The sequence below is a fragment of the Amycolatopsis sp. NPDC039088 genome (genome assembly GCF_055598845.1).
The window spans coordinates 1-18,889 of record NZ_JBVKAE010000072.1 but is presented as its reverse complement, the minus strand read 5'-3'; the positions used below and the strand labels follow the sequence as shown (position 1 = coordinate 18,889).

Here is an 18,889-nt window from a genome sequence, read left to right as displayed (position 1 = left end):
CCACCAGGGAAACGCGTAGGCAGCAGCGACCACAGCCCGCGACACGACACGTTTGACTTACCCCTCAATAACCCGAATCGCCACTCACGACCAACTTGACCGACCATGCCCCTTGCCCCCTCCCTCGTCCCCTGGATAACCCCACGGCATGGCCGGCTGGCAGTGCCGCGACCGACGCGGGCGACCGCACGATGGCCGGGCACCCTCCCCCGTAGAGAGAAGGCTCGTTCATGACCGTGCGGATTCGGTGGCAGGAGCCACTGTGCACCGCGTTGCTCGCCACCACGATGATCGGCACCTGCCAGACCTCGGCGGCAGCTCAGCCGTCACCCGGCAGCGACGGGTACGTGCACGTCTCGCCCGACGGCACCGTCCTGGGCGCCGATCCCTACTACCCGAAGGACGGCAACGGCGGTTACGACGTCTCCGGCTACTCGCTCGCGTTGGACTACGCGCCGTACTCGATGCTGTTGAGCGGCAAGGCGACGATCACCGCGACGGCCACGCAAGACCTGAGCCGGTTCAACCTCGACCTACGCGGCCTCACCGTACGCTCGGTCACCGTTGACGGCGTGGCCGCCGCATTCCGGCGGGAGGGTGAACACGAGCTGGTGATCACGCCTCGCAACCCGGTGGCCGAAGGCACGCGGTTCACCGTGGTGGTCGGGTACGACGGGCGGCCGGAGCCGATCGGCACGGCGCGTGGCCGGGTCGGCTGGCTGGCCACGTCCGGTGATTCCGCCGTGGCCACCGGTCAGCCGCATTCGGCGATGACCTGGTTCCCCGTCAACGGTACCGAGGTCGACAAAGCGACCTTGCGGGTCTCCGTCACCGTCCTGGACGAATTCTCCGTGACAGGCAACGGTTTTCAGGTCTCCGACCGGCCGGCGGGCTACGGGCGGCACACCGTCACCTGGGCGGAGGACACCGCCCTCGCCCCGAACACGGCGATGCTCGGCATCGGCCGCTGGGAGGTCGAGAGGATCACGCTTCCCGGCGGCCGGACGGCGATCAACGCCTACCATCCGTGCGCCGTCGACAACCGGAAGATCGGCGGACGGCTGCCCGAGGTGCTGGAATTCCTCACCGGGAAGTTCGGCGACTACCCGCAATCCGCGGCGGGCGGACTGTTCCTGGACCGCTCTCTCGGCTACACGCACGGCGCGCAGACCCGGCCGGTGTACGGACGCACGGCGACCGTCGCCGATCTCGTGTACGCCACCGCGTACCAATGGTGGGGCGCCGGGGTGAGCGGCAAGATGTGGCGCGACGCGCTGATGCCCGAGTCCATCGCACGGTACGCGGTCTGGTTGTGGGACGAGGCCAAGAACGGCGTCGACCTGGACCGGCGGTACCGCGATCTGGTCGCCAAGGTGAGCGATGACGCGGCATTCTGGGCGCCCAAGCTCACCGACCCGGGCAAGGGGACCGAATTCGCGCCCACCACCAAGGCCGTGCTGATGGTGCACGCGCTGCGCCGTCTCATCGGTGACGACGCGTTCTTCCAGATCGTGGCCGGTTTCCCGGTGATCAACCCGCAGGGCAACCAGAACTGGCACGACTTCGAGCTCTACGTCTCCGCGATGACTCAGCGGGACCTCAGCGAGTTCAACCATGCGTGGCTCGACGGCACGGTGCGGCCACCGGACGAGCTCCTCTACCCCGGGAAGTGACAAGACCTCGTGAGTGATTCGGGTCGTTAGAACGACCAGAATCACTCACGAGTCTTTTCCAGGTGTGCGGCGTAAACCGGTGCCGTTTTCGCCTCGGCCCAATACGTTTCGACCACGGCGGACAGTAGCTCCGCCCGCCGCCCCGCCACGAAAGTCTCGCGATTCCAGGCGAGAATATGCCTGCGTGGCAACACATCCCCGCGCAATGGCCGGGTGACGATCCCGAAATTGCGCGGATCGCAGGTCGGCTGCGACAGGCCGATCGCGCCCGCCCGGACCACCAACAACGCCACCTGCTGCGAAGTCACCTGGTGGGTGACCGACGGGCTGAAGCCGTGCCGCGCGCAGGTGTCGGCGAAATACTTGTTGAACGTGGTCGCCGACGAATCCGACACCATCACCCACTGCTCGTCCCGCAACGCACCCAGATCGACGACTTCCTCGCATGCCAACGGATGACCCTCCGGCAGCAGGACGAAGGTCGGCTCGGTAACCACCACGGCGGTCGCCACGTTCGCCGGGATTTCCAGCTCGTACCCTGGGTATTCCTTGACCAGTCCCAATTCCGCGCGCCGCTGCGCAAGCAGGGGCAGCAGCCGCTCGGGATGGTCGTCGTGCACGACCTGCACCTCGGAGACCTCCGGCCACAACCTCGTCACCAGTGACGGCAGATGCGCCACCAGCGCGCTGGCCACCGCCGCCACCCGGACGACGTCGGGCGGGCCGCTGGGGCAGACGCGCTGCTCGATGTCCTCGAGCAGTTTGTCCAGCTGTGGCAGCAAAGCGGCCGTCCGGCGCAGCAGCAACTCGCCCATCGGCGTCGGCGTCACGCCACCTTCGCGCCGCTCGAACAACTGGTAGCCCAGCATGTGCTCCAGCCGCTTGAGCTGGGTGGACACGGCGGGTTGCGTGACGCCGAGAGCGATCGCGGCACGGGAAAGGCTGCCCGTGTCCGCGATCGCCCGAATCACCCGCAGGTGATGAACATCCAGCTGTACGACGTCGAACTCCTTTGTCACGTACGGGTTTTGGGCCCGTCGGAAGAAGTCATCGCCACGGGAACCGATGCGGCCGTGGTCCGTCTGCCGAGAAGAATATACAGGAGAAAAGCGCCGAAAACGGAGTTCACGGTGGGAATTCCCCACGGCAGCCAGGCGCCCACCGCGGCACCCGCCACCCAGCAGATCAACGCGGAAGGAACCCAAGCCGGGCAAGACGACGGCAACTCGCCCGACGCCCGCGTCGCCACCAGCTCCGGTTTCCAGCGCCGGACCACGTAGTACTCGGCGATCACCACCCCCGCCACCGGTGGCGTGAGCACGCCGACCCAGGTCAGGAAGGTGGTGAAGTGATCGAGGATGCCGATCGCGGAGAGCACCGTGCCGAGACCGCCCAGCAACAGGGTGGCGGTGGTGCGGTCCAACCGCCGGGACAGCAGCACCTGCACGGTGTTCACCAGCCCGAGCGAGGACGAATACAGGTTCCAGTCGTTGATCTTCAGGATCGCGGTGATCAGGATCAGCGTGCCGAGCACCCCGGACGACGAGGTGATGATCCCGACCACGTCGGCGCTTTTCGCCGCGTGCGCGAGCAGTACCCCGATCAGCCCGATCAGGTACTGCCCGAGGGTGATGCTGACCAGGGTCTGCTTCACCACGTCGGACGCCGTCCGGTTGAACCGGGTCATGTCCGGCGTCATGATCGCGCCCATGATGAACGCGCCGGACACCAGCGTGGTGCCCTGCGCCAGCGACATCGCCGGTCCCGGCGGCGGCGCGGACATCAGCGCGGGCAGCGAATGGTCGTCGAGCGCGGTGATGATCGAATATCCGGCCAGCGCGAGGAAAGCGGGTACCGTCAGATACGCCGTCCAGGCCATCGCGTGGAAGCCGAACACGACGATCGCGGTGACCAGCGCACCGCCCGCCAGCGCCCAGACCCACACCGGCGGGCCGCCCATCAAGGCGTGGAGGCCGTGGGCGAACACGTCGTTCTGCACCCCGAACCAGCCTGCCAGGCTCAGCGTCATGAGCAGCCCGACCAGCGAGGATCCGCCGGTGCCGAAGCCGGTCCAGCGCGCGAGTACCGAAGTGGAGAGCCCTTCCCGGGTGCCGGCGATGCCCATCAGGATGGTGATGATCTCCAGCAGGACCGAACCGATCGTGATGGCCAGTACCGCGTCCCAGAACGTCATGCCGAAGCCGAGTACCGCGCCGAGCAGGAACTGGTGGAACGAGGACACCTGCCCGAACCGTTGCAGCGCCACGGAAACCCAGGAATAACGGCGGTCGGCGGGGACTCGGCGCAGGGAGAAATCGTCGTGTTCCATGGTCACTCCGCTCGTTCCGGGACGGCGTTCTCGAGGACGACGAAGCCCTGCCCGGGAAGTGGCCGCCACGACAGTTCGCCGCGGTAGAGCCGCTCGAGGAAGGCGACCCGCTGGTGGTAGGCGAACACCGAGCTCCCGACACCTGCCACGGCCACCGTGCCGACGAACATCGGCAACTCGGCCAGGAAGTACCGGACAGCGCTGCGCAGCTGGTCACGGGTGGGATGTTCGCCTTCGGGCAGCCGCCGGTCCAGTACCCAGCCCGTCGCGCCGAGACAGTGCTCGGCGAACTCCGCGTCGGCCGCGAAGCGTTGGTGCGCTTCGGAAAGCAGGTTCAAGTAGGCGGGATCGGTTTCGAGCACGGCGGCGTCGAGGATCCGGACGCGCGGGTCCGACGGATACACCTGCTGCAGCGCGCGGACGATCTTGTTGCGCGTGTAGTTGCCCTGCCGCTGCGCCTTCCGCGCGGCGCGGACCGGGTCGTAGCCGAGCGCTTCGAGCGTGAACGCCGACGGCCCGTCCGGGACGAAGAAATGGAAACCGCGAAAGCCGGAAATGGCCCAGCGGGCCAGATCGGCGATACGTTCCACCGTGAAATAGCTGTTGAAGGGGCTGATGCCGATGCACACGTGCTCGGCTCGCGACAGCGGATCGGCGCAATGCTCGGTGAGCGGCAGTGGTCGCAGCAAGACGGCTCCTGATTCGCGGGATATGTGCCGGAGTTGAGGCGTCGACCGAACGTAGCCATGGACCGCTGACCCGGGTATTGCCAGAAAATGTTGTCATCGGGTTATAGGAAATTACGGATCTCGACTTTCGGAGGTGCCGGGGCGCGGGGAAACGCGGTATACGAAGTCATGGAGATTCAGGTTCGGCATCTTCGCGTGATCTGTGAGATCGCTTCCTCCGGAAGCCTCAACCGAGCCGCGGCCTGCCTGGGGCTCGGACAGCCCGCGCTCAGCCATCAGTTGCGCCGGATCGAGCGGATGGTCGGCGGTCCGCTGTTCCACCGCGACCAGCACGGGGTGCGGCCCACTGAACTCGGCGCCCTGATCCTGCGGCGGGCCAGGGCGATCGTGCTGACCTTCGACGAACTGGAGCACGACTTCCACCGCCAGGAACCCGAACTGGGCGAGCCGCTCAGAATCGGCTGGAACGACAGCGCCATCACGGGTTCGCTGCTGGGCGGGCTGCGTGACCTGCGGCCGGGCGAACCGTTCCGCACGCGTGCGGACACTTCGCGCACCCGGCTGCTCGCCCAGGTCGCGAACCGCGGCATCGACCTCGCGCTGATCATGATCTGCGGTGGGCGCGGCCTGCCGGTGCCGCCGGAAGTGCGGACCATGACCTTGGCCAGGGAACCGTCGTTCGTCGCGCTTCCCGCCGGGCATCCGCTCGCCGGCGAGGAGGAGATCGAGCTCGCCGAACTGGCCGGGGAGGACTGGATCGTGTCGAACGGCGGCGACGGCTGCCGGGTCGTGTTCCGCGAAATGTGTCTCGCGCACGGTTTCGACCCCCGGATCGCCCACGACGTCGACTTCGACACCGCGCGGGAAGACCTGGTCGGCGGCGGATACGGCGTCGGGCTGGTCCAGCCGACCCGGCCGCAGACCGACGGCCTGGTCATCCGCCCGCTGTCCGGCGCGCCGATGTGCGTGCGACACGTACTCGCGTGGCGCGAAGACGGGCCGTGCGCGTCCGCCGTCGGTGAACTCGCCACCGAGGCGACCGCGGGATATTGGCGACTGGCCGAGCGGACGGCGCCGTACCGGACCTGGCTGCGCCGACACGGCAGGCTGGCCGTCGGATAACCCACCGGCATGCCGAGGCGGCACTAGAACGTCCTTCGGGAAACGGCCGACGATGGGAATCGTCAAGCACGGTCGTGGAAAGAAGGGGCACCATGCTGCCGTTGATCACTCGTGCGGAACTGCGCTCCCGGATGGAGGCCGGAACGGTGGTCGTCGTCGACACCATGCCGGTCGCCTATTTCGAAAAGGAGCACATTCCCGAATCCCGCAATATTCCGGGATTCCCGTACGAACTGGCCGCCGAGTTCACCGACCGGCTGGCGCCGAGGGTGCTACCGGACAAGGCGGCCGAGATCGTCGTCTATTGCGCGAACACGCCCTGCCGCAACAGTGAATTCGTCGGACGGCGGCTGCTGGAGCTCGGGTACACGAACGTCCGCAAATACCGCGAAGGCATCGAAGACTGGGTGGCGGGAGGATTGCCGACCAGTTCTTCGTCCTGAGTGGATTCCCGCATCGAAGGAGAACGTCTTGTCCAAGTGCAAACGGTTCGTCTGCGTGCTGGCCGGTGTGCTCGCGCTCGTCACCGGCTTCGGTTCCGGCGCGGCTTCCGCCGCACCGTCGCCGACGGCCGAGAACGTGGTCACGGTGACTTCGGCCAACTACACCCAGGTCATGGACATCTCGCGGCAGAAGCTGGTCATCATGGACTTCGGCGCGACCTGGTGCCCGCCATGCCGTCAGATGAAGCCGGTGATCGAACGGCTCGCCGCCGAATACGGCGGCCGGTTCCTGCTCGGCGAGGTCGACGTCGACCAGAGCCGTGACCTGTCCCGCCGGTACAACATCCGCTACCTCCCGACGCTGGTCGGCGTCCGCAACGCCGCCGAACTGCCCAACTCGCGGAACATCGGCTACCCGGGCGAGGCGCGGTTGCGCGCGTGGATCGACGCCCAGCTGGCGAAGGGCTGACCAGGGCTACCCGATGACGTCGGAGAGGAACGCTTCGACGGCACCGAGATAGGTCTCCGGCGCTTCGTCGTGCACCACATGCCCGGCGCCTTGGACGACGATGTGCCGTCCGAGGCCGCCGGGCACCCGCGCGGCCAGTTCGGCCTGCTGACCGTGCGGCATCGCCGTCCGCTCGCCTTCGATGGCGAGCAGGGGGCACTTGACGCGCTCGACGTACTCCCAGAAATCGCGCCGTCCCCATTCCGCGGCGATCTCGTACAGATCCGGAAGCGACGCGATCAGGTGATAGCCGTCCTCGCGTTCTTCGACGCATTCGATGAAGTAGTCGCCGGTTTCGCCGAAGAACTCGCGCACGTGCGCCAATGAGCGGAACGGGACCGGCCACGATTCGAAGTAGCCACGCCAGTCGTCCACGGTCCGCCCGCGCTGGTCCGGCGCGAAGTCCTCGCAGACCACGGCGCGGACGAGGTCGGGATGGATGGCCGCGGTGACCCAAGCGTGCAGGCCGCCCATCGAATGTCCGATCAAGACCGCGGGCTCGTCGAAGGTCCGCAGCACCGCGGCGACGTCGTCGGCGAACCGCTCGGTGCGCCATGGTCCGCCTCGCGGGCCGCGGCCGTGCCCGCGCGCGTCGAGACCGTGGACACGCCCGTACGATTCGAGCCTTCGCGCGACCCGCCACCACGTCGTCGCCCTGCCCATCAACCCGTGCAGGAGGACGATCGGCGGCCCGTCACCGCCGAAAGTGACCAACCCGTCGCGCTGAATCACCACTAAGCTCCCCTCCATGCGCAGCCGTGTCCCCGCCGCCGGTCTGGTCCTGGGGGTCGTCAGCGCCCTGATTATCGGTTGCAGCGTCGATGATCCCCCCGCCGCGCCCCCTCCGCCGCCGCCGATGAACCCGGTGCCCGGTGCTTCCGGCGCGGGCGACCCGTATTACCCGATGGACGGAAACGGCGGTTACGACGCCGTCGAATACCAGGTCGGGATCACTTACGACCCCGCGAAAGGGCGTCTCGACGGCGACACCACGGTGACCGCGAAAGCGACCCAAGACCTCAATCGGTACAACTTGGACTTACGCGGCTTGACGGTGCAATCCGTTGAAGTGGAGGGAAAACCGGCGAAGTTCGCCCGTGAAGGCGAATTCGAGCTGGTGGTGACGCCCGCCGAGCCGATCCGGAACGGGACCACTTTCCACACGAAGGTCGTCTACGGTGGCGACCCGTCGGCGACGCCGAAGGCGGGCGGCAGCGAAAACGGCTGGCAGAAGTCGAAGGACGGTGGCGCGTTCATCGTCGGCGAGCCGCATTCGGCGTCGTTCTGGTATCCCGTCAACGAAACCCCGCGCGACAAGGCGATGTTCAACCTCACCGCCCGGGTGCCGGACGGCTGGACGGTCATCTCGAACGGACGCGAGATCCAGAAGACCGCGGCCAACGGCTGGTCGACGACGTCCTGGCAGGAACGCACGCCCGTGGCGGCCTACCTGACCACGGTGGCCATCGACAAGTTCACCGTCGACCGGATGTCGCTCCCCGACGGTACGCCGCTGGTCAACGCGTACGCGCCGGGCGCGGAGGACCGGCGCGACACCGGCAGGCGGCTGCCGGAGATCATCGGGTTCCTGACGTCGAAATTCGGGCCGTACCCGGTCGACGCGGCGGGCGGGATCTACCTCGACGAGGACATCCACTTCTCGCTGGAGACCCAGACCAGGCCGACCTACGCGAAATGGGCCGACCTGATCACCGTGGTGCACGAAACCGCACACCAGTGGTTCGGCGATTCGGTGACGCTGAATTCGTGGTCCGACATCTGCCTCAACGAATGCTTCGCCTCGTACGCGCAATGGCTGTGGCAGGAAGCGCGGGACAACGAGAACCTCGACGACCGCTACCGCGCCGCGCTCGAGATCATGCGGGGCAGCCCGGAATTCTGGTCGTCGAAGCTGGTCGACATGGGGACCGGCCAGGAATTCCACGGCGTGTACGACAAGGGGATCCTGGCCATCCACGCGCTGCGGCGGAAGATCGGCGAAGGGGCTTTCGCGCGGCTGCTGAAGGAGTGGCCGGCGGCGTACCGGAACGCCAACGCGTCCTGGGCGGATTTCGAGGCGTTCACGATCAAGCTTTCGGCAGAGAACCTGCGGCCGTTCTTCGACGCCTGGTTCCACAGCACGGCGATCCCTCCGGACGCCGAACTACTGCCCGGCACCCTTCGCGGCTAGGCATTTAGTCCTCTAAATGCGGGTAGGCACGCATCACATCGCGGCGCGAAAGAGTTTCGTCGTAGGCTGGCGGCATGGCAGTCGTGAAGATCAACGCGATCGAGGTCCCCGAAGGCGCAGGCCCCGAGCTGGAGAAGCGGTTCGCCGCGCGGCTGCACGCCGTCGACAACCAGCCCGGCTTCCTCGGCTTCGAGCTGCTCCGCCCGGTCTCCGGCGAGAGCCGCTACTTCGTCTACACCAAGTGGGAGTCCGAAGAGGCGTACCAGGCGTGGGCGTCCGGCCCGGCGCGCGAGGCGCACGCGGGTGAGCGCGCGAAGCCGGTCTCCAGCGGGGCGAACCTGCTGGAATTCGAGGTCGTCCAGGCTTCGAAGCCGGGTGAGTGAGCTCGAACGAGCCGCGGAACTGATCGACGGCGCCGGCGCGCTGCTCGTCTGTGCCGGCGCCGGGATGGGCGTCGACTCCGGCCTGCCCGATTTCCGGGGTGACGAAGGTTTCTGGAAGGCGTATCCGCCGTACGAACGGTTGGGCATCAGCTTCGTCGAACTGGCCGACCCGCGGCATTTCGCCGAAGATCCCGAGCTGGCCTGGGGTTTCTACGGGCACCGGCTCGCGCTTTACCGCGCCACCGTCCCGCACGCGGGGTTCCGGCTCCTGCTGTCCTGGGGCGCGCGGAAACCCGGCGGCGTACACGCGTACACGTCCAATGTGGACGGTCAGTTCCAGAAGGCGGGCTACGCGTACGTGGCCGAGGCACACGGGTCCATCCACCACCTGCAATGCCTCGGCCGGTGCACCACCGACATCTGGCGGGCGGACGACGTCGAGGTCCCGATCGACGAGGACACGATGCGCGCGCTGAAGCCGCTGCCGTCGTGCCCGCGTTGTGGCGGCCTCGCGCGGCCCAACATCCTCATGTTCGGCGATTACGAGTGGCTCGAACAGCGCAGCCAGGCCCAGCTCGACGAGCTGACCGCGTGGCGGCGCGCGCATCGCGACCTCGTGGTGGTGGAACTCGGCGCCGGGCAGGCCGTGCCGACGGTGCGGCGTTATTCGGAACTGGCCAGCGCCGCGACCGGTGCACTCATCCGGATCAACCCGCGTGAGCCGCAGGTCCGGCACGGCCGGGGCGTCTCACTGGCGAGCAACGGCCTCGAAACCCTCGAAGCGCTGGACGCGCTGCTCACTCAGGGCAAGACGACCTCGGCGTAGACGGCGTCGTGGTCGCTGCCCGGCGTCTCCAGCACCTTGAAGTCCGCGATGGCCGCCCGTTTGTCCGCCAGCACGTGGTCGATCGGCACCGGCGGGACCATCCCGTTCGTCCAAGTCCCCGTCAGCGCCTTCCCCGTCTGATCGGCCGCGTCCACGTATCCCCTGGTCAGCAGCTCACGGAAGAGTGCGTGGTCGAGGCTGGCGTTGAAGTCGCCTGCCAGGATCCGGATGTCGTGCTCGGCGTCGGCGTAGGGCAGGTCCTTGGCTTCGTCGACCCACGCGTGCCTGTCCCACATCGGCGCGGCCGGGTGGACCGCGACGACCTCGATCCGGACGCCGTCGCCGAGGTCGATACTCGCGCTCGGCTGCTTGAAGTTCGAAGCGCCGGTCAGCTTCAGCGGTGTGAGCGGGTATTTCGACACCAGCCCCGAGCCGGACGCCCATTCCGCCGGGTGCAGCACGTGGAACGGCAGGAGCTCGAACAGTCCGGCCCGCTCCAGCGCCGTGACCGCCTCGGGCGTCATCTCGGTCAGGCTCAGGACGTCGACCTGGTGTTCCTTCACGTAGCCGACGATCTTGCCCGGATCGGCCTGTCCCCCGAGCATGTTCGACGCCAGCACGCGGACGTGTTTGCCACCGAGCGCCTTCTGCTCGTTCGCGAACGCCCTCGGCAGCACCAGCGCGGCGATCGTGAAGGTCAGCACCAGCGCGACGGCCCCTGTCCACCAGCGGCGCAGCCCGAGGGCGAGGACGGCGAGCACCAGCGTCGCGATCCCCGCGTACGGCGTCAGCGCGAGCGCCGCGATCGTGTACGTGTTGCCGTCGTAGCCGACGAGCCGCAACCCCGTCAGCACCGCGAACGGCACGACCGCTCCGATGAGCAGCCCGCTGACCAGCGTCCCGCGAGTGCCACGACGCGTCCGGGGGGCAACCGCGGGCGCCCGTTCTTCGATCACCATGCCGTCGAGTATGCCGATCGGAGACGGCGTGGCGGCGGTCTCCACAACACCTTCACAACCTCCTCACACCGCGCCTACCAGCGCTTATCAGGCGCTGCCAGCGCGCTGTGCGCCGTCTGCCAGCGAGGGAGGGCACCTTTGTCCGCGGGGCGAGATCCACAGGAGGAAACATGTCGCACGCGATCAGGGCCGAGGGCCTGGTCAAGCACTATGGGGAGACGAAAGCACTCGACGGGGTCGATCTGGAGGTCCCGGCGGGCAAGGTGGTCGGGGTGCTGGGGCCGAACGGCGCGGGGAAGACGACCGCCGTCCGGATCCTGGCCACCTTGATCCGGCCGGACCGCGGCCACGCGAGCGTGTTCGGGTACGACGTCGTCAAGAACCCGATGGCGGTCCGGAGCATGATCGGGCTGACCGGGCAGTACGCGTCGGTCGATGAGGACCTTTCCGGTACGGAGAACCTCGTCCTGATCGGCAGGCTGCTCGAGTTCTCGAGGGCGGACGCGAAGAAGCGTGCGGCCGACCTGCTGGAGCGGTTCGAACTGACCGACGCCGCCGGACGCGCGATCAAGACCTACTCGGGCGGCATGCGGCGGCGGCTCGACCTCGCCGCGAGCCTGGTCGGCCGTCCCAAGGTGCTCTACCTGGACGAACCGACCACCGGTCTCGACCCGCATGCCCGCAACGAGGTCTGGGCCGTGGTCCGGACGCTGGTCGCCGACGGGACGACGGTGCTGCTCACCACGCAGTACCTGGAGGAGGCCGACCAGCTGGCCGACACGATCACCGTGTTCGACCACGGCCAGGTCGTGGCGAACGGGCGGGCCGACGAGCTCAAGCGGCGGACCGGCGGTCAGACGCTGCAGGTCCGGCCGACCGCGCTCGGCGATCTCGACGCCGTCGAGCGCATCCTGGCCGGGCTCACCGGGACCCGGCCGAACCGGGACGACGACACCGGGCTGCTCACCGCGCCCGTCGCCGACCCGGTCCTGCTGTCCACCCTGGTCCGCAAGCTGGACGAAGCCGGGATCACCGCGGACGAGCTGGCGCTGCGGCTGCCCAGTCTCGACGAGGTGTTCCTCGCGCTGACCGGCAAGAAAACCGACGAGTCCACAAAGGACACGACTCCGGAAGGGAGCCTGGTATGACGACCATCGCCGCGCCCGCACCACCACGGCGCGTTCCACTTTCCAGCGGCGTTCAGCACGGGCTTTCCCTTGCCTGGCGCGGCATCCTCAAGATCCGGAAGAATCCGGAGCAGCTGGCCGACGTCACCATCGCGCCGATCATCTTCCTGGTCATGTTCGTCTACCTCTTCGGTGGCGCGATCATGGGCAGCACCGGGGACTACCTGCAGATGATCGTGCCCGGCATCATGGTGTTCAACATCCTGCAGGCCAGCATGACCGTCGGCGTCCAGCTCAACACCGACGTCACCAAGGGCGTGTTCGACCGGTTCCGCGCGATGCCGATCTCCCGCTCCGCGCCGCTGGTCGGCGCCGTACTGGCCGATATCGTGCGGTACCTGGTGTGCATCACCGTGCTGATGATCGTCGCGACGATCATGGGTTACCGGATCCAGACCGGCCCGGCGGAGTTCGTGCTCGCCGTCGTACTGGCCATCGCGTTCGCGCTGTCGTTCTGCTGGGCGTCGGTGTTCGTCGGAATGCTGGTGAAGAGCCCCGGCGCGGTGCAGGGCCTGATGTTCGTGGTCCTGATGCCGCTGACCTTCGGCAGCAACGTCTTCGTGCCGACCGGCACCATGCCCGGCTGGCTGAAGGCGTGGGCCGACATCAGCCCGGTGACGCAGATGTCCGACGTACTGCGGGGGTTGATGAACGGTGGCGCGATCGCCGGTCCGCTGACCGGTTCGCTGATCTGGATGGCGGCCGCGATCGCGGTCTTCTTCCCGCTGGCCACCTGGGCTTACCGCAAGCGCGTCTGACTCGGGGTCAGGGGGAACGCGCGTGAAGGCCCCCTTCCCTCGGCTGGTCACTCAAGACCATGACCGAGGGAAGGGGGCTTTCACGCGCTTACTTCGGCACTGAGCCAGGAGAGCAACTCATCCCGGGACCGTCCGGCATCCTGGACGAGCAGGGTTTCGTAGCGCTCCTCGCCGAAATGCTCGCGGAGATCGTCGATCAACTTCCGGATGGCGGGCTCGCCGAGGTCGAGCCTGCCGCGAAGGAGCTTTGCCGTGCCGAGCAGCCGGACGGCGACGTCAGCACGGCCCTGCCGGAACCGGATCAGGCCGAGGACCTCGACGATCCGCCCGAGATCGGGCATGTCGGCCCGCCCCACGGTGGACTTCACGACGATCGCGGCAGCGCGCTCGGCCCCCGCCAGATCTCCGGCGGCCAGCGCGACTTCCGTGTCGATGTACCCGCCGAACTCGTCGGCGAACATACCCGGCAGCGGCACCTTGGCCATCGACTCCCGGAACCGGGCGGCGGCCTCGCGCGCCTCCGCGAGCCGGCCGGCGCGGCTCAACAGATCGACCTTGCCCACCAGCACCATCACCGCGAGCTGGTCGTTGCCCGTGTCGGCGGCGTACCGCTCCGCCTCGCGGATCTCGCGCATCGCCGTGTCGAGGTCACCTGACCGCGCGTACTCGGTCGCGAGCCGCCAGCGCTGCTGGATCACGTCGTCCTGCGAACCCAGTTCGAGGGCGAGGGCGAGCCCTTGCCGGTACAGCGAAAGCGCGCCTTCGTGGTCACCGGACATCGAGATGTCGGACGCCTTCATCCCGACCGCCATCGCGGTCCCCCAGCGGTCGCCCACGGCCGAGAATCCGTCGAAGGCCCGGTCCCTCGCCTGGTTCGAACCCTCGGTGTCACCTTGGTCGGCGAGGATGAAACTCTGCGCCCACGACGCGGCGGCACGAACCCACGGATCCGGGCTCGACAGCGCCCGCGCCACCTCGCGAAGGGCGAGTTCCCTTTCCTTGCAGAAGAACGCGAGCATCGGCAGGCCGAGGGCCAGCCCGGCGAACCGTTCGTACGCCTTCGTCCGCACACAGTGGTCGATGAGCTCGAGCCCCTCCACCGGGTCGCCGACCCCAGGTGCCATCGCCATCATCGCGCGGATCGCCCGGAACGCGGCGGCGAAATCCTCGGCCAGCCTGTCACCGAAGGCGAGCACCTCGGCGACGAACGCCTCGGCCCGGTTACTGTCGCCTTTGATCAGCCAGTACCAGAAGATGCCGCTGAACAGGCGGGTCGTCATGTCGACGTCGTCGGCGTCGATCGCCTGGCGCAGCGCGGTCACGATATTGCCGTGCTCGGCGTCGTACCGCGAGATGGCGGTGAGCTGGTCCCTCGTCCGCAGCAACGGCTCCAGCCGCTCGGTGAGATCGGCGTAGTAGCGGTGATACGCCTTCGTCAGTCGCTGTCGCTCCTCGGCCTCGTCGAGACGTTCCGCCGCGTAGGCCCGGATGGTCTCCAACATGCGATAACGGGGCTCGCCATGGTCACCCGCCACCGCGTCCACAATGGACTTCTCGACGAGCGAACCGAGTACGTACAGGACGTCTTCGGACGGCAGGTCATCACCGGAGCAGACGGCTTCGACCGCTTCGACCTCCGCACCGGCGCCGAACACCGACAGCCGTCTGGCGAGGACGCGTTCGGCGTCGTCGAGCAGGTCCCAGCTCCACTCGACGACGGCGCGCAGCGTGCGCTGCCTAGGCAACGCCGTCCGGCTGCCCGAGGTCAGCAGGCGGAACCGGTCGTCGAGCCGCTGCGAGATCTGCGCGACCGTCATCGAACGCAGCCGCGCGGCCGCCAGTTCCAGTGCCAGCGGCATCCCGTCGAGCCGTCGGCAGATCTGTGCGACGTCGTCCACAGTGGACTCGTCGAGGACGAAATCCGGGCGCACCGCCACCGCCCTGTCGACGAACAACCGGATCGCGCCCGCCTCGGCCGCCTGTGGAACGGTCGGCTTCCCCTCCGGTACCGCCAGCGGACCGAGCGGGCACAGCGTCTCGCCGTCGATGGCCAGCGCCTCACGGCTTGTCGCGAGGACCCGCAGGGTCGGCACGCGGCGCAGCAGGGTGTTCACCAGTTCCGCGGCCGCCTCGACCAGATGCTCGCAGTTGTCCAGCACCAGCACCGACTCACCGGCGCCGAGCGTCTCCACGACGCGGGCCAGCGCGTCCACCGGGCGCCGCATCGGGTCACCGCCGTGCGAGAGACCGAGGTCCCACAGTTCCAGCGCCGCGAAGACCGCGCCGGGCAGGTCGCCGGGGTCGCGGACACCGGCGAGCGGGACGAACCAGACGCGCCCGCGCGCGTGCGCCGGATGCCGTGTCGCGACCTCGGTGGCCAACCGGGTCTTCCCGGCGCCGCCTGGCCCGACCAGTGTCACCAGCCGTGCACCGGCGAGGAGTTCGGCGACCAGCTTCAGCTCGTCGTCGCGGCCGACGAAGCTGGTCAACCGCACCGGGAGATGGTCGGCGGCCGCGGGCGGCGGGCCGAGTTCCCCGCGCAGCGCGGCGAGGTGGAGCTGGCGGAGTTCGGCCGAGGGGTCGACGCCCAATTCGTCGGCCAGTGCCGTCCGGACCTCTTCGTAGACGGCGAGGGCGTCGGACTGCCGGTCCGCCGCGCACAGCGCCCGGATCCACAGCCCGGCAAGGCGTTCGCGCAGCGGATTCCGCGCGGCGGCCTCCTTGAGATCCGCGAGGACCCGATCGTGCCCGCCGATCCGGATCTCCGCCTCGAAGCGATCTTCGGCGGCTTCGAGACGCAGATCCTCCAGACGCGTCGCCGGTGCCTGCGCGAAGGGGGCTTCGAGCACATCGGCCAGCGCCTCACCGCGCCAGAGGCCGAGTGCCTCGGCGAGGATCGCGGCCGCGCCGGCGTCCCGGCCCGCCGCCAGCTCCGCCCGGCCCTCCGCCGCCAACCGTTCGAAACGGAAGACGTCGACGTCTTCGCGGGTGATGTCCAGCCGGTAGCCGCCAGGACCCGAATCGAGGGTGACGCCGTCGGCACGCAGTACCTTGCGCAACCGCGAGACCAGGGATTGCAGTGCGTTCGCCGCGTCGGACGGCGGTTCCGCGCCCCAGAGACCGTCGATGAGCGCCGTCGCCGGGACACCGCGGCCGGGGTCCAGCGCGAGCCTGGCCAAGAGCATGCGGAGGCGGACACCGCCGATGTCGACCGGGGTGCCGTCTCCGGCCTCCGCTCCGACCGGGCCCAGCAGCGTCACACGCACGGCCCCCAGCTTTCCAGAACCCGCAACCAGTTAGCCCGCTAGGCTGTGTATCTCAAAGCGCGTTGTCGGGGTTTCCGGACTCTGCTCAAGCGACGGAAGTGGGGATTATCCGGGCACCAAGGAGCTTTCCGGGCGGCCGGCCGAGGTCACGGGACTAGGTTCGGGACCAAACGACAGCCGATCGACTGGGAGCGTGAATGAGGTACCGGAGTGCGGCCGTCATCGCCGCCGTTCTGGCCGCGAGTGCCCTCGGCGGTGGCACCGCCCTCGCCGACACCGGGAAACCCGGCGCCGACGGCGCGGGCGACAGCTACTACCCGCAGGACGGCAACGGCGGCTACGACGTCGGCGACTACAACCTGAAGATCGGCTACGAACCGGCGACCAAGCAGCTCACCGGCCTGCAGACGATCACCGGCCGGGCGACACAGGCGCTCAGCTCGTTCAACCTCGACCTGCACGGGCTGACCGTCGACTCGGTCAAGGTCAACGGGCGGACGGCGACCTTCACGCGGACCGGTGACCACGAGCTGGTGATCACCCCGGCGCGTCCGCTGCGCGACCGCGAGCGGTTCACCGCCGAGATCGCCTACCACGGCGTCCCGCAGGCGATCGAAGATCCGTCGCTGGGCCCGAACGGCTGGCAGTACGCGAAATCCGGCGGCGCGTTCGTCGCGGGCGAGCCGAAGTCCGCGACGACCTGGTACCCGGTCAACGACACCCCGCGCGACAAGGCGACCTTCCACCTCACGGTCACCGTGCCCTCGGAATGGGGTGTCATCTCGAACGGCCGCGAGCGCGGGCAGTTCGCTTCGGGGAAGAACACCACTTACGTCTGGGCCGAAGAGACCCCGGCCGTCCCGTACATGACGACGGTCGCGGTCGACAAATGGGAGTTCGAGCGGACGAAGCTGTCCGACGGCACCCCGGTCGTCAACGCCTACGCCCCGGGCACACCCGCCGCGACCAAGCAGGCCGAGGCGCGGCTGCCGGAGATCATCGACTTCCTGTCGTCGAAGTTCGGCCGGTACCCGGTGGACGCCGCGGGCGGCATCTTCCTCGCCGAGCCGATCGGGTTCTCGCTGGAGACGCTGAGCAGGCCGATCTACTCGGGCGCGGCGGGCAACATCCCGACGATCGTGCACGAGAACGCCCACCAGTGGTGGGGCGACTCGGTCGCCGTCGACAAGTGGAAGGACGTCTGCCTCAACGAATGCTTCGCCTCGTACGCGGAGTGGATGTGGTCCGAGGCGAAGTCGGGCCAGGATCTCAAGGCGCGTTACCTGTCCGCCGTGCAGAAGGCGTCGGACCGGTTCTGGGCCGGGAAACTGTACGACATGGGGCCAGGCAACGAGTTCACGTACGTCTACTCGAAGGGCCCGGTGGCGCTGCACGCGCTGAAGAACTACATCGGCGCGGCCCCGTTCGACCGCATCCTGAAAACGTGGCCTGCCCTGCACCGGGACGGCAACGCCAGCCTGCCGGAGTTCCAGAAGTTCGCCGAGCGCGTCGCGCACAAGAACCTCCAGGGTTTCTTCGACGCGTGGTTCTACGGCAACACCAAACCGGCGCCCGAGTTCCTCTACCCCGGGGACCTCAAGCCCGCTGCCTGACGCGTGTCACCCAGACCGACGTCGGCCGCCTGGGCGAGGACACGCGCGCGCGTTCTCTTCGGCCGGAGGCCTCGGTTTTGCGGAGGCGGGCCGCTGACACGGTTGAGTGAGTCGAACAACCAGTGCCTCGGCCCGGCTGCGGAAAACCGAAAGCGCGCTTTGAGCGACACTGCCTGACGACCGTCACACGTTAGGGTGAGCGGCATGACGTCAGTGCTCCTCACCGGCTTCGAACCGTTCGGCGGTGAGCGGGTGAACCCGTCTTGGCAGGCGGTTTCCCTGCTCACCGGCCGACGGCGCGACACCGTGGCCGTCGAGCTGCCGTGCGTGTTCTCGCGTTCGCTGACCACCTTGCGCGACGCGATCGACGAATACCGGCCGGAACTGGTGATCTGCGTCGGCCAGGCGGGCGGCCGCCCCGACGTCACCCCGGAACGCGTCGCGATCAACCTGATCGACGCGCGGATCCCGGACAACGCGGGCTCCCAACCCGTCGACGTCCCGGTGATCCCCGGCGGGCCCAACGCGTACTTCACGACCCTGCCGGTGAAGGCGTGCGTCGCGGGGATCAAGAACGCGGGTCTTCCCGCGTCGGTCTCGCACACCGCGGGGACGTACGTGTGCAACCAGGTCTTCTACGGGCTGATGCACTTGCTGGACAACGACTTCCCCGGCGTGCGAGGCGGCTTCGTGCACGTCCCCTATACGCCGGAACAAGCCGCGCGGACGACGGCGCCGAGCCTTGCCGTGCATCGCGCGGCGGAGGCGCTGGGGATCATCGTGGACACCGCGCTCTCGGTCACCGAGGATCTCTCGACACCGGCGGGCACACTGCACTGAACGCCGCGTATTTCGGCGCGCTGGTCGTGGGGGGGGGGGTTTTTTTTCACGCGAGGAGACAACGAATGACGGGGGAAGAAGGGGGGGGTTTCGGTGCTTGGG

Annotated in this window: 17 protein-coding genes; 11 read left to right on the top strand and 6 right to left on the bottom strand. The window is 68.3% G+C overall.

Annotated features, from left to right (window positions below; all coding sequences use genetic code 11):
* The first annotated feature begins 230 nt into the window (after positions 1-230).
* Entirely contained in the window at positions 231-1,673 is a 1,443-nt protein-coding gene (locus ACZ7KI_RS42575; RefSeq protein WP_470278684.1) for a M1 family metallopeptidase, read from the top strand.
* 41 nt (positions 1,674-1,714) lie between these two features.
* On the opposite strand, the gene ACZ7KI_RS42570 is transcribed toward ACZ7KI_RS42575, so the two are convergent.
* Genes ACZ7KI_RS42570 through ACZ7KI_RS42560 form a run of 3 tightly spaced genes read right to left on the bottom strand, consistent with a single transcriptional unit; the run spans position 1,715 to position 4,691 of the window.
* Positions 1,715-2,692: a LysR family transcriptional regulator gene (locus ACZ7KI_RS42570; protein ID WP_470278683.1), complete on the bottom strand. Its 978-nt coding sequence runs from the start codon at positions 2,690-2,692 to the stop codon at positions 1,715-1,717.
* A complete protein-coding gene (locus ACZ7KI_RS42565; RefSeq protein ID WP_470278682.1) occupies positions 2,689-4,002 on the bottom strand; it encodes a purine-cytosine permease family protein in 1,314 nt (437 codons plus the stop codon). The genes ACZ7KI_RS42570 and ACZ7KI_RS42565 overlap by 4 nt, the downstream gene beginning before the upstream one ends.
* Before the next feature lie 2 nt (positions 4,003-4,004).
* Positions 4,005-4,691: a tRNA-dependent cyclodipeptide synthase gene (locus ACZ7KI_RS42560; RefSeq protein WP_470278681.1), complete on the bottom strand. Its 687-nt coding sequence runs from the start codon at positions 4,689-4,691 to the stop codon at positions 4,005-4,007.
* A gap of 168 nt (positions 4,692-4,859) precedes the next feature.
* Between ACZ7KI_RS42560 and ACZ7KI_RS42555 the strand changes: the two genes are divergently transcribed.
* The 3 genes from ACZ7KI_RS42555 (at position 4,860) to ACZ7KI_RS42545 (ending at position 6,725) form a co-directional block, all read left to right on the top strand.
* Positions 4,860-5,813: a LysR family transcriptional regulator gene (locus ACZ7KI_RS42555; protein WP_470278680.1), complete on the top strand. Its 954-nt coding sequence runs from the start codon at positions 4,860-4,862 to the stop codon at positions 5,811-5,813.
* A gap of 92 nt (positions 5,814-5,905) precedes the next feature.
* Complete coding sequence (locus ACZ7KI_RS42550; RefSeq protein WP_470278679.1) at positions 5,906-6,256, top strand: rhodanese-like domain-containing protein; 351 nt, start codon at positions 5,906-5,908, stop codon at positions 6,254-6,256.
* Between the two features lie 28 nt (positions 6,257-6,284).
* Positions 6,285-6,725: a thioredoxin family protein gene (locus ACZ7KI_RS42545; RefSeq protein WP_470278678.1), complete on the top strand. Its 441-nt coding sequence runs from the start codon at positions 6,285-6,287 to the stop codon at positions 6,723-6,725.
* 6 nt (positions 6,726-6,731) lie between these two features.
* Here the strand turns inward: ACZ7KI_RS42545 and ACZ7KI_RS42540 are convergent, their stop codons facing one another.
* Positions 6,732-7,514: an alpha/beta fold hydrolase gene (locus ACZ7KI_RS42540; protein WP_470278677.1), complete on the bottom strand. Its 783-nt coding sequence runs from the start codon at positions 7,512-7,514 to the stop codon at positions 6,732-6,734.
* Between ACZ7KI_RS42540 and ACZ7KI_RS42535 the strand changes: the two genes are divergently transcribed.
* From ACZ7KI_RS42535 to ACZ7KI_RS42525, 3 genes are all read left to right on the top strand, one after another.
* On the top strand, positions 7,513-8,955 hold the full coding sequence (locus tag ACZ7KI_RS42535; RefSeq protein ID WP_470278676.1) for a M1 family metallopeptidase: 1,443 nt from the start codon (positions 7,513-7,515) through the stop codon (positions 8,953-8,955). The two genes, ACZ7KI_RS42540 and ACZ7KI_RS42535, sit on opposite strands and share 2 nt — an antisense overlap.
* Before the next feature lie 74 nt (positions 8,956-9,029).
* Positions 9,030-9,338, top strand: a complete 309-nt coding sequence (locus ACZ7KI_RS42530) for an antibiotic biosynthesis monooxygenase family protein (RefSeq protein WP_005165349.1) — start codon at positions 9,030-9,032, stop codon at positions 9,336-9,338.
* On the top strand, positions 9,331-10,164 hold the full coding sequence (locus ACZ7KI_RS42525) for an SIR2 family NAD-dependent protein deacylase (protein WP_470278675.1): 834 nt from the start codon (positions 9,331-9,333) through the stop codon (positions 10,162-10,164). Before ACZ7KI_RS42530 ends, ACZ7KI_RS42525 begins: the two co-directional genes overlap by 8 nt.
* On the opposite strand, the gene ACZ7KI_RS42520 is transcribed toward ACZ7KI_RS42525, so the two are convergent.
* Entirely contained in the window at positions 10,140-11,168 is a 1,029-nt protein-coding gene (locus tag ACZ7KI_RS42520) for an endonuclease/exonuclease/phosphatase family protein (RefSeq protein ID WP_470278674.1), read from the bottom strand. The two genes, ACZ7KI_RS42525 and ACZ7KI_RS42520, sit on opposite strands and share 25 nt — an antisense overlap.
* 125 nt (positions 11,169-11,293) lie before the next feature.
* Between ACZ7KI_RS42520 and ACZ7KI_RS42515 the strand changes: the two genes are divergently transcribed.
* A complete protein-coding gene (locus ACZ7KI_RS42515; RefSeq protein ID WP_470278673.1) occupies positions 11,294-12,271 on the top strand; it encodes an ATP-binding cassette domain-containing protein in 978 nt (325 codons plus the stop codon).
* Positions 12,268-13,068: an ABC transporter permease gene (locus ACZ7KI_RS42510; protein WP_470278672.1), complete on the top strand. Its 801-nt coding sequence runs from the start codon at positions 12,268-12,270 to the stop codon at positions 13,066-13,068. Before ACZ7KI_RS42515 ends, ACZ7KI_RS42510 begins: the two co-directional genes overlap by 4 nt.
* Positions 13,069-13,148: 80 nt before the next feature.
* Here ACZ7KI_RS42510 and ACZ7KI_RS42505 read toward each other — a convergent pair whose 3' ends face one another.
* A complete protein-coding gene (locus ACZ7KI_RS42505) occupies positions 13,149-16,334 on the bottom strand; it encodes an AfsR/SARP family transcriptional regulator (protein ID WP_470278671.1) in 3,186 nt (1,061 codons plus the stop codon).
* Between the two features lie 197 nt (positions 16,335-16,531).
* Between ACZ7KI_RS42505 and ACZ7KI_RS42500 the strand changes: the two genes are divergently transcribed.
* Complete coding sequence (locus tag ACZ7KI_RS42500) at positions 16,532-17,947, top strand: M1 family metallopeptidase (protein ID WP_470278670.1); 1,416 nt, start codon at positions 16,532-16,534, stop codon at positions 17,945-17,947.
* 204 nt (positions 17,948-18,151) lie between these two features.
* Complete coding sequence (gene pcp / locus ACZ7KI_RS42495) at positions 18,152-18,787, top strand: pyroglutamyl-peptidase I (protein ID WP_470278669.1); 636 nt, start codon at positions 18,152-18,154, stop codon at positions 18,785-18,787.
* Positions 18,788-18,889: the final 102 nt, after the last annotated feature.